A 15,520-nucleotide genomic window follows, 5' to 3' on the forward strand; every position below is an offset into this window, starting at 1 on the left:
GTTTTATTCAACTTAAGCAAAATAAAACAGCCGCAGAAACGGCTGTTTTTAAATCACTTCAAGTTTCCAACAAATTACTTATTCATTAACAAACCCTGTTCTTTATTGATTGTTCCTCTAAACATGCCGCAATCGCTTCGGCATTCAATGCCATCATTTCCAGTCTCGTCCGTATACCGGCACTCCCGATATGCGGAAGTACGGTCAAATTATCAAGCTCCAGCAGTTTATCGTCGAGCGGAAGCGGCTCCTGTTCGAAGACATCCAATCCCGCCGCCCAGACTTTGCGTTCTTTCAAAGCGTTATATAAGGCGTCTTCATCTACGATACCGCCTCTGGCGACATTGATCAGGCAAGCCGTGTTTTTCATCAAATCCAATTCCCGTTTGCCGATCATCCCTTTGGTTTCTTCCGTCAAAGGTGTAAGGATCATAACAAAATCAGATTTTGAAAGGAGCTCATCAAGTTCCGCATATTCAACATCTTCCAGGCTTCTCCGGGTGCGGTTGTGATACATCACTTTCATATCAAAGCCCCCGGCTCTTCTGCAGACGCCTTCTCCAATTCGTCCCATGCCAATGATTCCAAGCGTTGCACCGTAGACATCCTGCCCGGTCATGCCCATCGGCGTCCATGACTTCCACTCACCCGAACGAACAGTTTTTTCCGCTTGGATCAGTCGTCTAGCAGTTGCCAGCAACAAACCAAAAGCTAAATCCGCCGTCGTTTCGGTCAGAACTTCGGGAGTATTTGTCACAGCAATCCCCCGTTCCCTCGCCGCATCCAAATCGATATTGTTATAACCCACCGCAAGATTGGAAATAATTTTTAAATCCGTCGCTGCTTCTATCAATTCCCTGTCAATCTGATCGGAAAGCATCGTCCATAATGCAGATGCTTTCTTGGCTTCTTCCATCAGAACTTCACGCGGCACGGGTTTTTCTTCCTCTTGCCACATCCGCACTTCATAGGAATTTTCAAGGCCCTTTATTGCCTCCTCCGGCAATTTCCGGGTAATATAAACAATCGGCTTCATAAAACATCCTCCAATCTAATTGTCTAATTATTATAACAACTTATGTAGCCAGCTTCAATTTCAAGCCGTCCCCGCCTATTTCTTATGCCTTTTCCGGATAAAGTACCAGATGCCCACAACCGCTCCCACTGCCAATAAAATATAAACCACATTCGAGTAGATGTTCAGCTGCCGCATAATCGCTTCCCTGTTTTCACCTACTGCAGCTCCAACAACGACAAGAATGGTATTCCATATCAGCGTGCCGGCAATTGTGAACAGCAAAAACATATTCACTTTCATACCTGACATGCCTGCGGGAACCGATATAAGGCTTCGCACCACAGGAACCAGCCGGCCAAAGAAAACAGCCCAAATGCCGTAGCGGTCAAACCAGGCATCCGCTTTGTAAAGGTCATCTTTTTTAATACGGAGCCATTTGCCGTATTTTTCAACCAGCCCTTCTAAGCGCTCTACGCTCAGCCACCTGCCGATATAATACAGAATTACAGCTCCCGCAACCGAGCCTGCAGTCGATGCGATGACGACTCCCGCTACGCTCAACTCAGCGGTAGTCGTCATAAAGCCTCCTACAGTCAGCACGATTTCAGAAGGGATCGGCGGAAAAATGTTTTCTATTAAAATCAGAAAAAATATTCCCACATAGCCGTAGTCCTCCATTACAGCGGTAATCCATGCTTCCATCCAAACCAACTCTTTCAATTAAATATTTTCGAATTTTATCCGCACCGCCCATAGCTCCGACCGGCTGCCAATGCGAATGGGCGGACCCCAAAAGCCGAAGCCCGATGATACGAGAAAATGGGTGTCTTCTTTTAAACGGTACCCATAATCGAGCTCGAATACTCTTTTGGTAATCAAGTGATTGGGCCACATCTGCCCCTTATGTGTATGTCCGGAAATATGAAAATCAACGCCCAGTGCGACCGGTGTTTTCAAATCAGACGGCGTATGGTCCATAACAATCCACGGAAGTGTTCCTGCGGGTTGTAAGTTTTCGAGCGGCTCTCTTTTTCCGTTGGTCCGTTCTTCCCGCCCGGACAGATTGAATTTCCCTGCAATTTCAACCGTTTCATCCCTTAATATTGTTACGCCAGATTCTTCCATGACACGCACAAGCAATGGGATTTTCTTTCCGTAATACTCGTGGTTGCCTAATACTCCAAACACCCCGTATTTCGACTTAAGCTTCCGCATCACTTCTGACATGCCATATCTGGCATACCAGATCGGATCGTCATCCACTAAATCCCCGGCTAGCAATATCAGATCCGGTTCGTGTTTATTGCTCAAATTCACAAAGCGCTTCAGATGGCGTTTGCCTGATAGAACGCCGAGATGAAAATCAGAAGCAATAATGATATTCAAATCTTCTCCGCTGCCCTTTACAATAAATTCTTTCTTTCGCACAACTGGACTGTAAGCCAGAAAAGTACCGATGATAAAAATCAGTAAAAAGAGAGTTGCCGCCAACGAACCTATAAATTGTACGTCCAGAGGATGGTTTATAGCGATAACCGCCAGATTTGCCAGTGGGACAATAAGCAAGGCGTATTGAAAAAAAGCCAGCCAATACGAGCCGGCGATTGTGAAGCCCAGCCACTTATGGCCAAGCATTCCGATAAAATAACTAAATGCCAAAACTGTCCAGAGAAGTATGAAGAACGCTAAGTTAACAGGCACTGAAACACTGATCATCCAGGTAAAAACGGCCCATCCTATGTATCCTGCGAGAGCGCAATAAATCAGCAGCATCAACAGCCCTGCAGTGATCTGTTTCAAAAATCCCACCTCTTTTCCGGTTTCTTTCCATTATACCCTTCCCGCTGCTTCCGCTAACTACCCGGTCTCAACTAAGCCTCAGGTCTGAGTAAAAGATGCAGTGACAGACCGTGTTGCGATTTTCCGCGGGTTGATAAGATTAAGTTAGAAATTGAGAGGAGGAAACAACTTGAACAAATTTTGGATGACAGTCATCGGCATCATCGCCGGAATTATCGCCCTTTCGAATCTCGGGCCCATCATCGGCCTCGCTTTTTCAGGAGTCATCATCTATATCGGTGTCCATTATTACCTGAAAAGCATTTCAACAGGCGCCAAAATCTGGTGGGGCTTAGTTGCAGCAATGGGAGCGCTATCCGCAGTTTCCAATGTGCCCGCGATTATAGGGGTCTTGGCTATTGCAGTACTTTGGTACATCTATAAAAAATGGAACGAAGAGGAAGTTTCAACTTCAGTTAAAAATGATCCTTTCACCAATTTTGAAAGGGAATGGCACAAACTAAACAAATAAGGAGGAAATTACATGACAACATTATGGCAGCGTTTAAAATTCGCGGTGGCAACGGACATGGATGCGATACTCGACAAGAAAGAGGAAAAAAATCCGATCAGTTTATTGAATAAATATATTCAGGAAGCGGAGAAAGAAACAGAAACTGCAGGCAAATGGCTTGAGCGCCAAACAAGCCTGGGCAATAAACTGGAAAAAGAATTGCAGGAAGCTGAAAGTCTCCTAGAAAAACGCCGGTCACAGGCCGAACTTGCCCAAGCTGCCAGCGAAAGCGACTTATCCGCATTTGCTGAACAGGAAGTTGACGCCTATAGCGCCCGCGTCGATGAGCTGCGCAAGACCCTTGACGAGAATGCAGCTGAAAGTGTTGCACTTGAGCAGCGCTACGAAGAAATGAAACATAAAGTAAAAGATATGAAAGTGCGCCAGCTTCAATTGATGGGCAAGGAAAATGCAACCCGCGCGCACTACCAGATGGATAAAATCCTGAGTCCTGAACTGGTTGCTGAACGGATCGGTTCGTTCGACGACATGGCAAGTTATATTAAATCTCTCGGCAATAAAGTCGAAGAGCGCCATGAGCGTTCGACAATGGAACGCCGTCTTGAAGCGCTGGAAAAAAACAGCGCTAAATCCAAAGAAATTGTGTAAGCTAGAGTAAGAGGGGCAGACTTCCCTCTTACTTTTCTGCTGCAAAGAAGGAGGCAAAAACTGCGATGAATTATTTTTCTACCAACAGACAGGCATTTTTTGCCTTGAGTGCATTATTTCTCATATTCGTAGAAGCTGCTTTTTTTGGAAATGGCAGTGTGTTTTTGGTTCTTCTTGGCATCGGACTCATCTATTATGGCAATAAGACCAGTCCAAAACACCGGCAGTCCTATTTTTGGCCCGGCTTTATCCTGATCGGCATTTCGATCCTCTCTATGTGGAGTCTTCGCCTGTTCATTTTAGCCGCAGCACTATACCTTTTAATCCGTCTGTGGAAAGGTGAAGAATGGCAGCAGGAAGTGCCGCTGAAAGGTCAGGTTGATAAAGGCCTGATCCAAAATAAATTCTTTTCAGCACAGGCTACGCCCATTGAATCCTACGAATGGAAAGATATCCATGTGCAAGGATTCGTCGGCGACCTCTTGATCGATGCAACGCAAACCGTCTTACCGAAGAAAACATCCCTGATTTCAATTCGGCAGGGATTCGGCCGGGTTCGCCTGATTGTTCCCTATGAAGTGCCGGTACGCGTCTATTACTCGACTGTTTTTGGAGACGCCCGCTTTTTCAACGGTGACAAGCAGCGGATCTGGTACGGCTCTGTCCACACTAAAGACGGCTATGAAAATATGGATGACGTGAAAACAGAATTGATCGTTTCGGTCACCACCTGGATGGGGGATGTCGAGGTGATTCGCCGATGAGACAGATTCTGCCGCGCAGTTTATTTTTCATGGCTTTATTCGCCGCAATCATATTCAGTATTCTACTGGCTCTCTTAGGTCTGCCTGCCGTAAATACCTGGTCCGTTTTATGGGAAGATTTTGTAGCCGGCCTTCCATTCGGTGTCTGGCTGTTTGTTTTAATGGTGGCTCTGTCTGCCGGAATTTCCTGGTGGACCGAGTCTTTATCGCGTTCAAAGGTTCAGGATATCGAAGAGATTTTCCAGGCTCTCCTGCGCAATGAAGATCAAACCGTCATCGAAGCTGCGCAAATGAAAACATTGCCGTCCCAACTTTCTGTATCGATACTTAAACTCCAAAAATTATTGGAATCTCAGCGCAAAAGCCTGACACGCATTGCCAACGAGCGAGCCGAAACTCAGGATCAGATCATCCAGGAACGGCTCGTCATGGAACGCCAGCGCCTCGCAAGGGAATTGCACGATTCCGTCTCCCAGCAATTGTTCGCGGCTTCGATGCTTCTTTCATCCATGACCGAAGGAAAAGAAGTCTCAGCCGGATTATTGCAGACCGAAAAAATGGTTCAGCAGGCACAATTGGAAATGCGGGCTTTATTGCTTCATCTGCGGCCAGCGGCTTTGCATGACAAAAGTTTGCGGCAAGGTTTATTTGAATTAGTGTCCGAATTGAAGGAAAAAGTCTATTTTACAATTGAACATAAACTCGAAGAAGTGCCTTTGCAAAAAGGGGCGGAAGACCATCTGTTCCGCATTGCCCAGGAAACATTGTCGAACACATTGCGCCATTCCAAAGCCACCGAAGTCCATATTCTTTTTATCGAACGGGATAATTTCGCCATTTTACGCATACAGGACAACGGCGTCGGTTTTGAAAGCGAACAGTCAAAGTCGACTTCCTACGGGTTAAAGCACATTGAAGAACGTGCCATTGAAATTGGTGCCACAAGCAAAATCGTTTCAGTTCCTTCCGAAGGAACCATTGTTGAAGTGAAAGTACCTATTGAAAGGAAGATACCGGATGATACGAATTCTGTTAGTTGATGACCATGAAATGGTCCGGATCGGTGTATCCGCTTATCTGCAGGCACAGGAAGATATGGAAGTTGCCGGTGAAGCGGCGAATGGTGAGGAAGCTGTCAAAATGGCGCTTGAACTGCGGCCTGATGTCATCCTGATGGATATGGTCATGCCGGTCATGAACGGCGCAGAGGCGACCGAACAGATCATCAACGAATGGCCGGAAGCGAAAATCATGATCGTCACCAGTTTTTTGGATGACGACAAAGTATATCCTGCACTGAAGGCGGGTGCCGTCAGCTACATTTTAAAAACATCCAAAGCTTCTCGCATCGCTGATTCAATCCGGGAAACGATGAACGGCACTCCGGTGCTGGAGCCTGAAGTGATGAGTAAAATGATGAAGCAGATGCGCCATGAACGCGTACCCCATGAAGAATTGACCGAACGCGAAATGGAGATTCTTCTGCTGCTCGCACATGGCTATACAAATCAAGAAATTGCCGATGAGCTTTACATAGCCGTAAAAACGGTGAAATCCCACGTGAGCAACCTGCTTTCGAAATTGGAGGTCCACGACCGGACGCAAGCGGTCATCTATGCCTTCCAGCATAAATTGGTGGCTCCGCCTGAATAAAGAAAAGCGACTGCGCCCGGTAAGCTCTGAAAGGCATAAGACAGAACAGCAGAGTGGCGTTCTTTGCCACGGCAGCTGGACTGGCTTATGACCCGAAGAGCTGGGCCGCTGGAGTCTGGACAACGAAAAGCAACAGACCATCAAAAATATAATCAAATAAACACAAAAAAAGGCGGCCTCAGCCGCCTTTTTTTGTGTTTATTTATCGTTGAACGGGTCGTCCATATTACGGTTTCGTCCGTTCCAGCTATCATGTGCGTCTTTATTGAAATTCTTCGGTAAATCAGTTGACGGACCTTTTGTATCTCTTGTTCCTTCATAAGGATGTCTCTCGTCAGGAGAAGTTTTTTCTACGATTGGATCGGTCGCTGCTTTTGCTTCTTTTGCCAATCCAACTTTCTTGGCTTCCTGCTCTCTCTTTTTCTCTTCCCATTGTTCCTTGTCGACTTCCGTCTCTTTCAAGCTGTTTTCCATTCGATCCAAATAACGGGAAGCATGTTCTTTGCCGCCCAGTCCGAACGCAAGACCGAATGCTAGGGCTGCTCCGCCAAGAATCAGGATAAATGCAGAATTGATAATGGATGCCGCAATCCCCAATTGGTCAAGCGCCATGAAGAACGCGAATGCCAGAATCGCATATTTGGCAACATAGCGTAAGACGTGAGGACCACCGGAAGATTTCTTGAATACACTGCCGATGAAATCTTCAGCCAGGTTCGCCAGCCAAAAGCCGATTGCCAGAATAACCAATGCCGCAATAACGGCAGGAATATAGGCAAAGATCCCGGTTGCCAGAGATACCATGAATTCCAGGTTCAATAATTGCAAAGCTTCAACTGTAAATAACAGGATGATTAATACCTGTGCCACTACACCGATAATTTTGGCCAGTGAATAAGCAGAAGGATCTGTATCTGGATCTGCGGTTTTATTCATGCCCATTTTTTCAGTAAGTGAATCCACTCCAAGGTTTTTCATCAATTGGACAACAAAATCTTTGACCCAGCGGCCAATGATTATTCCGGCAAGAATCAGCAGGATCGCTACGATAATATTCGGGATCATGGCCAGAATATCATTCAGCATCGCGATTGCGGGACCGGAAATTCCACGAAGCGCAAGCACTTCAAGTGCTGCTATCGTCACTGGCAGCATAATCAGGATGAATGCAATGATGCCAATGACATTCGATACGCTTGTGCCACTAAAGAATTGTGAAATCTTCAGTTTTGACGCCAAACGATCTGTTCCAATCGATTCCAGGAATTTGGAAAGGATTTTTTTAACGATGGTAGCTGCAATCCATCCGATTGCAAAGATGATTGCCGCAGCAATAAGTTTCGGTATGAAATTCAATACACTTGCAAGCATGTTTGAAAATGGTTCGCTAAGACCGTCGATATTCAATGCACTCAATACTGCCGGCAAGAACAACAGCAGGATCAGATAGAATGCAATATTCGCTGCCGTTTCTGTCCATTTCACCGTGTCTTTTTTGGATGCCCCTGTCTTTTTAGTGACTTTTCCAAAATCGAATTTTCTGCCTGCCACTAAGATCAGGCGTTTTACAACCGTAGCTAGGATCCAAGCCAATAAAAGAATCAGTGCAGCCTTCAAAATGCTGAGGAATGCACCTGATAAATTATCGAAGATGCCGAGGAATGGCGCGCCGATTGCTCCAAGATTCAAGATATTGAAGAATAAGGCCACAGCGAAAAGTAAAATCAGTACAAATACAATTTTACTGATGATTTTCGACAGGCTGTATTTCTGCTGTGACATCCCCGCTTTTTCATCGAGCTTAGTTTTGTCCAATAATTTGTAAACCGCTTTCTCCACCAACTTGGCTACAATATAACCGATAATAAGTACAAGAATCGCCAAGAGAATTTCAGGAAGCGCGTTCATGAAATTATTGAAATAACTTCTAGTGTCCATATGCCGACCTCCATTCAAAATTATTGTGTTCATAACTTCTATCCCCTAGCTCCACTTTTTCAAAACCTGACCTCTTGTTATATAGATGAAATAGCAAAAGGCCATGCCCATTCGGACACAGCCTTTCCATCTGTTTTTATAAACTTCTCAATGACACAGTGACTTTGAATAAATCGCCGTCCACTTCGATTTTCATCATGCCGCCGTGGAGATCGACAATCGACTGGGCAATAGCCAGTCCGAGACCGGAGCCCTCTGTCTGCCTAGCCACATCCCCCCGTTTGAAGCGCTCAAATAATTCATCTGTATTCTCACCCAACTCAAAGCGGGTGACATTTTTCATTATAAATTCCGCTTGGCCATTCGTTTCTTTTAAATTTGCGAAAACCCTGGTTCCAGGCAACGCGTATTTAATGGCATTCATTATCAAATTGTCCAACACCCGCCACCACTTTTGGCCGTCCGCCATAATGTAAACCGGCTGTTCCGGTGTTGAAATTCGAAAATCGAGCCCTGACGAAGAAATATCTTCCGCATGTTCGGCAAATGCCTGTGTCATCAGCTGCGTGAAATCGACACGCTGGCGGTGCAGCTCCATATTCCCACTGGCCATCTTGGAAACTTCGAACAGATCTTCAATCAATGTTTTTAACCGCTGAGATTTTCTGTCCAGAATATCGGCATACATCAATCGATCTTCAGCGGAAAGATCTGGTGTCTTCATCAAGTCCGTATAGGTAATGATGGAAGTCAAAGGTGTTCGGAGATCGTGGCTCACGTTCGTGATCAATTCCGTTTTCAGCCTTTCACTTTTCGCCTGCTCCGAGACGGACTCGCGCACGCCTTCTTTTAAGCGGTTCAACTGAATAGCATGCTGCGCTAAATGTGACTTGCCTTTAACAGGAATCTGTTCATTTAAACTTCCATTCGCAATTGCTTGTGTACTATCCATCAAAACATTTAAGTAACTGAACCGTTTCATCATGAACAGCAATACCGGCAGGCCGATGAAAAGAGTCGCCGGCACCCATACGATTATTACCGGCGGAAATATGAACAACAGCATTGTCCCTGCTCCCCAGAAGAATATTACGGTCAATAAAATCAACATTTGGACACCGATTGATTTCCTTAAAAATGCATATCGCGACATCTGCAGCGAACGCTGTAAATAACTGTTTCTAAAATCATCCACCAGCTTATCTGATTTATTGTAATAAGCGTAGAGCCAGATTCCTTGAAGAATGAGCAATCCCAGCACTACACCGTTAATCGCGAAATTCTTTACGGTATTCCAGATAAAAGAGGGCAGACCGCCGTATATGGTATATTCCATTATTCTTAGCGAGTTTGCCACTCCATAAGGCAAGGCAAAAAATAAGGTGATTCCGAAAAGACCAAGTTTCACTTCAAGCGGCCATGCCGACCATTTTCTGTATAGAGGTGTTTTCAAAAATGCATCTTGTTCAAATTTCAACTTTGTAAAAAGCAGCACAATGCCCGCAATCGCCAAAGCTCCCAAAAGATACAAAGTGTTCTTGATATATTCATGTCCTACGATATCAGCGCCCCGGTCGCTCGCAGCAAGAAGAGAACGATCAATCTGAACGATTCCTTTAAATTCGGCATCTGAGGCAGGAATCATCATATCAGTATTATTGTAATTGGAATAATACAGTTCTTCACCATTGAAATGAAGCGGCGCAGCGTTGGTATACTTCTTCTCATAAAACGGGCGGCTGCTCATCTCTCCTTTTTTGAAGTTTTCACCAGTCTCAATATTTGTTAAGTCGTAAACATAATAGGGAAACTGTGAATTGAAATTCCCTTCTTCGGTTAATACTCCATTGACGGCAACTTTAGCAGCCCGTTGTTTGTCTTCAAGGATCTTTTCCCTGATGGTGTCATCATCCGCAAAATTGTCGCGGATCGCCTTTATTTTGCCATCCCGTTCTTCTGTCAATATTTCCAGCAGGCTGTCATTTTCGCTTTCGCGCGCGGACTCTATATCTGGATTATATTGGTCCTGAATGCTTTGAATCTGCTCAGCCAATGTGCCGTATCTAGTCCGGTATTCCTCGATCTCTTCCATCGATACTGAGAACTCGGTTTCCGCTTGTGGCGGGTCCAACTCAGTAACAATCAGCCGGTTGACAAAGTGATTGTATTCTTCTTTAAAGTCAGTAGTCTCCAGATAAGATTTCCCGAAATATTTCGGGCCCAATTCCATTACGCTGAAAATACTGATCAATACGATTGATAAAGTTATCAGCCAAAGCCATTTCTTCATTTTAGATTTCCCCTTTGGACACCGTTCGAAGTGATGCCAGTAATTCTATCGCAGGACTATTAAAAACGGTTTCCACAAAGAAGGACAAACAATAAAGAAGTGTAAACAATGCTATCGTTACGGCAAAAATCGACCATAGGTCATTTTTCAATTTTGTAGCCAATGCCCCACACCACCTTCAAATATCTTGGATTCTTTGGATCAGCCTCAATTTTTTCGCGGATTTTCCGTATATGGACAGCGACAATATTTTCCGCATTATATGCAGGCTCATTCCATACTCTCTCGTAAATGTCGCGGATAGAGAAAACTCGTCCCGCATTCACCATCAACAGCTCAGTGATTTTGAATTCAATTGGAGTCAGTTTCACCGGATCTCCGTGAAGCAATACTTCTTTCGCATCAGAATCCAACACAAGACCATCGATTTCAATACGCTGTGATTTATCTTGGTAAGTCCCAAGACTCACGTAACGTCTCAGTTGTGACTTGACTCTTGCTACCAGTTCCATAGGATGGAAAGGTTTGGTTACATAATCGTCCGCACCCACTGATAAGCCATGTATCTTATCTGAATCCTCCGCTTTAGCGCTGAGCATAATGATTGGAATATTCCGCTGTTCCCGAATTTTGAATGTTGCTGATATCCCGTCCAGCGTCGGCATCATTATATCGAGAATGATGACATGCACTTCATTGGATTCCAGTAGCTCAATCGCCTTTTGACCATTTTCGGCCTTCAGCACTCGGTACCCTTCATTTTTTAAATAAATTTCAATGCCGTCACGGATATCCTGATCATCATCAGTCACTAATACAGTAAATTGACTCATACAATCTCCCTCTTTTCTCACTATATTTATGATAAAGGTAAAATCTTAAGTGGATACTAGGATAAAAGTGAAGAAATTCTTAAGAAAAGCGCAAGCGCCCGTTAAGCTCTGAAAGGCATAAGGCAGAACAGCAGAGTGGCGTCCTTTGCCACGGCAGCTGGGCTGACTTATGACCCGAAGAGCTGGGCAGCTGGAGTCTAGACAAAGAAAAACTTCTTTATAGCCTCATAAAATTAAAAAACGATAGCTTGTCATTCATTAAGAAAGCTCATATTTATCTTCAGCTTTTCTTTTCTTGCCCATCGTCAGCACTAAAATACCGCCAAGCAGTAAAACAACTCCAGTCCATGAAAGCCCGCTCAGGACTTCACCCACCACCAGCACACCGAGTATCGATGCAGTAAGCGGTTCTGCTAAAGATAAGGTGACGGCTGATGAAGAGGGTATGGTCTTCAAACCTCTTGAGAATAATATGTAAGCAAGGCTTGTAGTCGCAAACCCAAGATAGAATATAATCCCAGCATCTGCAGGAATCAGAATATAGGAAATATCAAAAAAGAATAAAGATGGTATCAGAAAAACAGCCGCAATAGAAAAAATAAGCGCCACTGCGGGCACAGCTTCCATCGATTCCAAAACGCTCTTACTGGCAATCGCATATAATGCAAATGCAAGTCCGGCACCCAGCGCCATTGCCACACCGAGCGTATTAACTTCTGTAGCGCTTTTATTGGCGAACAGTAAAATACAGCCGATGATCGACATCATCGTCGCCAAGGTCCATATCCGATCGGGTCGCCTCTTTAAAAATAGCCATTCGATCAGTCCCGCAAGCACCGGAGCACTGCCGATTGCCACAACTGTCCCGATTGCGATACCGGTCAACTGCACAGACGAAAAGAATAACGGCTGGAACAGCGCCATACTGGCTGCTGAAACAAGTACAGCGGGCCAAGAAACGCTGCGAACAATGAAACGTTTCGTTGTTAATGTAAAAAGAAGCAGGGAAAAACCGCCAATCATCAAACGGAATGCACCGATTGTCAACGGATGTGCCTCTCCTGAAATGAAATTTTGCGCTGTGCCCGTCGTGCCCCAAAGCATCGCAGCAAGCAGCACCATTATATACGGAGTCCCGTTCATATCCTGCACCTCGAATTTCCAGTTATATCAATTACCATACCATTATTTCAATCGTTTGAGATACTGCTCTTCAGCGATTATAATAAAAGAAAAAGAGGAGGCGATCGTATGTATATGACAGTCCCTGAAACTGCTGCTTATTTGTCCATGCCGCAAGAGCAGATTAACCGCTATATACTTGAAGGACGTATCAAAGCAGTCCACGATGGAGAACAATACATGGTCAACACCTCTCAATTCGAAACGCATTTTCAACAGCTGGAACTCGCCAAACAGCAGCTCGAAGAATGGAAAGCCACCCCTATTCCGGATGACGTGGATATTAAGGATGAGGATTAAGTAACGAAAAGCGACGGCGCCCGTTAAGCTCTGAAAGGCATAAGACGATTTGGCGAAGCGGCGTCTTTTCAGCCGCACAGCCAAAGTGGCTTATGACCCGAAGAGCTGGGCCGCCGGAGTCTGGACAAAGAAAACCCGAATCCCAAAACCTTAAGAACAAGAAAAAGCATCCCAAAGCGGGATGCTTTTTTCTTGTTCCAATTATTAACGAGCCGCCCTAATATGCTCTTCTTGTAAAAATTCACGGATGGAACCGCTCCACTTCTCGAACTCCACCAGAAATCCGTCATGTCCATAATCAGTTTCGATGATTTCCCAACGGGCCTCAGGCTGCTCTTTCAGCCAAGGAATCATTAATTCGGCGGGATAAAGCAAATCATATGTGTACGAAACGGAAAAAATCGGAACGCTTATTTTCCTTGTCCCCATGTCATGGCTGTTCATAGCTTTCAATAAAATCAGATAGCTATTGGCATCGAAGCGCTGCGCCAGTTTCCGTCCCTGATAATCCAAATAAGATTCTACTTCAAAATTCTTGCCATTGCTCGCGCGTCCGAAGCGATCGTTAAACAGTTTGCTGCTCCGGTAACTAATCATACCTGCAATTCTTGCCAAGTGGAATCCGTTGAAGTCAGAAGATCCATCGTAATTTCCACTTTGGTAATCAGGATCGTTTTGGATTGCCTGTATACCTATATGATTAAAAGCAAGTGCATAGCTGCTGAACGCTGGGGTGACAGCAAGCGGAACGATGGATTCGATAAAATCCGGATACAGCGCTCCCCATTCAAGGGCTTTCATGCCCCCGAGCGAACCACCAATCACTGACTTCAGTTTGGTGATGCCCAAAGTTTTTAACGCCCGATATTCGGCATGGACCAAATCTTTGATCGTCAGCAAAGGAAAATCCGACCGATACGGCTTGCCGGTTGCCGGGTTGAGTGACAATGGCCCCGTCGAACCATCGCAGCCCCCGAGTATATTAAATGTAATCACCTGGAACTTATCCGTATCCACAGCTTTTCCGGGACCCGCCAAGCCGCTCCACCATCCGGGTTTTTCTGAGCTCCCGACAGCATATTGATCCCCGGTCAGCGCATGGCAGATCAGGACGGTCGGAGCAGAAGGATCGCCGTTTCGTTCATACGCTAATTCCACTCCTTCCAGCACCTGACCCGATTCCAACGTTAAGTTCCCGATGGCTACTGTTCCCATTTTTTCTCCTCCTATACTTCCTGAACTGCTGCCGCTTTGATGGCTTGCTCCAAGTCAGCAATCAGATCTTCCGGATTTTCCAGTCCGACTGACAAACGGATCAGTTCTTCTGTGACGCCTGACTGCTTCAATCCCTCCGCGCTTAATTGCTGATGCGTTGTCGAAGCAGGGTGGATGATCAACGACTTGGCATCTCCGACATTCGCCACATGAGACCATAAGCCGACACCGTCGATTACTCGTCTACCCGCTTCCCTGCCACCTTTGATGCCGAAATTGACGATCGAACCGAATGTATCCTTCAAGTATTTTTTCGCTAAACCATGAGACGGGTGATCTTCAAAGCCGATGTAATTAACCCATTCAACCTGCGGATGGTTCTTCAGGTAGTCAGCGATAATTGCCGCATTGCTGCTGTGTTTTGGCAAACGCAAATGTAATGTTTCCAAGCCCTGCAAAAATGCATGGGCACTGTCGGGGCTAAGCGACGGTCCGAAATCACGTAATAACTGCACACGCAATTTTGTCGCGAAAGATGCGCCTTCCGCATCTATTCCGTAACGGATGCCGTGATAGCTGTCGTCAGGTTGTGTGTAATTCGGGAATCTTTCGTGGTTCCAATTGAACTTGCCGCCGTCAACCGCAATGCCGCCGATTGTTGTGCCGTGCCCGCCAATCCATTTTGTCGCTGAATGGATAACGACGTCTGCTCCAAACGCTATCGGATTGCTGCCGTAAGGAGAAGCGAATGTATTGTCGATCAATAAAGGGATATTATATTCATGCGCAATTTCCGCCACCTTCTCTATGTCGAAAACATTCAAACTCGGATTGCCGATCGTTTCACCGAAAAAAGCTTTCGTTTGATCTGTCACAGCAGAGCGGAAATTTTCCGGATCCGCGCCGTCGACGAATTTAACTTTGATGCCGTAGCGCGGCAGCGTATTCGCGAATAGATTGTAAGTGCCTCCGTAGAGATTGCTGTCAGCAACCACTTCATCACCAGCTTCCGCAATATTGAGGATTGAAAACGCGATAGCCGCCATTCCTGAAGACAAAGCGACTGCCGCTGTCCCGCCTTCCAGAAGCGCCACACGCTGCTCAAATACATCCACTGTCGGATTCATGATGCGCGAATAAATATTTCCCGCCTCTTTTAAACCAAACAGATTCTGCGCATGTTCTGTGTCACGGAATACATAGGAAGTCGTTTTATGGATGGGAACTGCCCGTGAACCCGTTACAGGATCTGGCTGCTGTCCACCGTGAAGTAAGTTTGTTTCTGCTTTGAAATTCGTCATTTTTCATTCCTCCAATAATTTTAGTAGATGGACCTTAAAGGAGATGAGGGAATAGAAAAAGGCC

15 protein-coding genes are annotated in these 15,520 nt (G+C 45.5%); 6 read left to right on the forward strand and 9 right to left on the reverse strand.

Annotated features, from left to right (window positions below; genetic code table 11):
* Nucleotides 1-85 precede the first annotated feature (85 nt).
* The 3 genes from AC2Q9J_RS10255 to AC2Q9J_RS10265 all read right to left on the reverse strand — a co-directional run bounded on the left by AC2Q9J_RS10255 (nt 86) and on the right by AC2Q9J_RS10265 (nt 2,818).
* Entirely contained in the window at nt 86-1,036 is a 951-nt protein-coding gene (locus AC2Q9J_RS10255) for a 2-hydroxyacid dehydrogenase (RefSeq protein ID WP_499039578.1), read from the reverse strand.
* A 75-nt stretch (nt 1,037-1,111) separates the two neighbouring features.
* Nucleotides 1,112-1,720, reverse strand: a complete 609-nt coding sequence (locus AC2Q9J_RS10260; protein WP_499039580.1) for a DedA family protein — start codon at nt 1,718-1,720, stop codon at nt 1,112-1,114.
* An 18-nt stretch (nt 1,721-1,738) separates the two neighbouring features.
* Nucleotides 1,739-2,818, reverse strand: coding sequence for a metallophosphoesterase (locus AC2Q9J_RS10265; RefSeq protein WP_499039582.1), 1,080 nt, complete (start codon nt 2,816-2,818; stop codon nt 1,739-1,741).
* Between the two features lie 169 nt (nt 2,819-2,987).
* On the opposite strand from AC2Q9J_RS10265, the gene AC2Q9J_RS10270 reads away from it, so the two are divergent.
* The 5 genes from AC2Q9J_RS10270 to AC2Q9J_RS10290 all read left to right on the forward strand — a co-directional run bounded on the left by AC2Q9J_RS10270 (nt 2,988) and on the right by AC2Q9J_RS10290 (nt 6,397).
* A complete protein-coding gene (locus AC2Q9J_RS10270) occupies nt 2,988-3,329 on the forward strand; it encodes a lmo0954 family membrane protein (protein ID WP_499039584.1) in 342 nt (113 codons plus the stop codon).
* A gap of 12 nt (nt 3,330-3,341) precedes the next feature.
* Complete coding sequence (locus AC2Q9J_RS10275; RefSeq protein WP_499039586.1) at nt 3,342-3,980, forward strand: PspA/IM30 family protein; 639 nt, start codon at nt 3,342-3,344, stop codon at nt 3,978-3,980.
* 65 nt (nt 3,981-4,045) lie between these two features.
* Nucleotides 4,046-4,744 carry a cell wall-active antibiotics response protein LiaF gene (gene liaF / locus AC2Q9J_RS10280; RefSeq protein WP_499039588.1) on the forward strand — a complete coding sequence of 233 codons (699 nt, stop codon included), beginning with the start codon at nt 4,046-4,048 and terminating at the stop codon, nt 4,742-4,744.
* A complete protein-coding gene (locus tag AC2Q9J_RS10285) occupies nt 4,741-5,784 on the forward strand; it encodes a sensor histidine kinase (RefSeq protein WP_499039590.1) in 1,044 nt (347 codons plus the stop codon). The genes liaF and AC2Q9J_RS10285 overlap by 4 nt, the downstream gene beginning before the upstream one ends.
* Nucleotides 5,762-6,397, forward strand: coding sequence for a response regulator (locus AC2Q9J_RS10290; protein WP_499039592.1), 636 nt, complete (start codon nt 5,762-5,764; stop codon nt 6,395-6,397). Before AC2Q9J_RS10285 ends, AC2Q9J_RS10290 begins: the two co-directional genes overlap by 23 nt.
* Before the next feature lie 198 nt (nt 6,398-6,595).
* Here the strand turns inward: AC2Q9J_RS10290 and AC2Q9J_RS10295 are convergent, their stop codons facing one another.
* From AC2Q9J_RS10295 to AC2Q9J_RS10310, 4 genes are all read right to left on the reverse strand, one after another.
* Complete coding sequence (locus AC2Q9J_RS10295; protein ID WP_499039594.1) at nt 6,596-8,335, reverse strand: mechanosensitive ion channel; 1,740 nt, start codon at nt 8,333-8,335, stop codon at nt 6,596-6,598.
* A gap of 136 nt (nt 8,336-8,471) precedes the next feature.
* The gene (locus AC2Q9J_RS10300; RefSeq protein WP_499039595.1) at nt 8,472-10,625 is read right to left on the reverse strand and encodes a HAMP domain-containing sensor histidine kinase; all 2,154 of its coding nucleotides are present in this window, start codon (nt 10,623-10,625) and stop codon (nt 8,472-8,474) included.
* Nucleotides 10,626-10,765: 140 nt separating this feature from the next.
* Nucleotides 10,766-11,458 (reverse strand): response regulator transcription factor, encoded by a 693-nt coding sequence (locus AC2Q9J_RS10305; protein ID WP_499039597.1) that lies wholly within the window; start codon nt 11,456-11,458, stop codon nt 10,766-10,768.
* A gap of 258 nt (nt 11,459-11,716) precedes the next feature.
* Entirely contained in the window at nt 11,717-12,601 is an 885-nt protein-coding gene (locus AC2Q9J_RS10310; protein WP_499039599.1) for an EamA family transporter, read from the reverse strand.
* A 108-nt stretch (nt 12,602-12,709) separates the two neighbouring features.
* On the opposite strand from AC2Q9J_RS10310, the gene AC2Q9J_RS10315 reads away from it, so the two are divergent.
* The gene (locus tag AC2Q9J_RS10315) at nt 12,710-12,940 is read left to right on the forward strand and encodes a helix-turn-helix domain-containing protein (RefSeq protein WP_084244041.1); all 231 of its coding nucleotides are present in this window, start codon (nt 12,710-12,712) and stop codon (nt 12,938-12,940) included.
* A 204-nt stretch (nt 12,941-13,144) separates the two neighbouring features.
* On the opposite strand, the gene metX is transcribed toward AC2Q9J_RS10315, so the two are convergent.
* Together metX and AC2Q9J_RS10325 are read right to left on the reverse strand one after the other, a co-directional pair.
* Nucleotides 13,145-14,155: a homoserine O-acetyltransferase MetX gene (gene metX / locus AC2Q9J_RS10320; RefSeq protein ID WP_499039601.1), complete on the reverse strand. Its 1,011-nt coding sequence runs from the start codon at nt 14,153-14,155 to the stop codon at nt 13,145-13,147.
* Nucleotides 14,156-14,166: 11 nt separating this feature from the next.
* Nucleotides 14,167-15,456 carry an O-acetylhomoserine aminocarboxypropyltransferase/cysteine synthase family protein gene (locus AC2Q9J_RS10325; protein ID WP_499039603.1) on the reverse strand — a complete coding sequence of 430 codons (1,290 nt, stop codon included), beginning with the start codon at nt 15,454-15,456 and terminating at the stop codon, nt 14,167-14,169.
* Between the last annotated feature and the right edge of the window lie 64 nt (nt 15,457-15,520).

The organism is Planococcus sp. RAB007_Raresut (genome assembly GCF_057369535.1).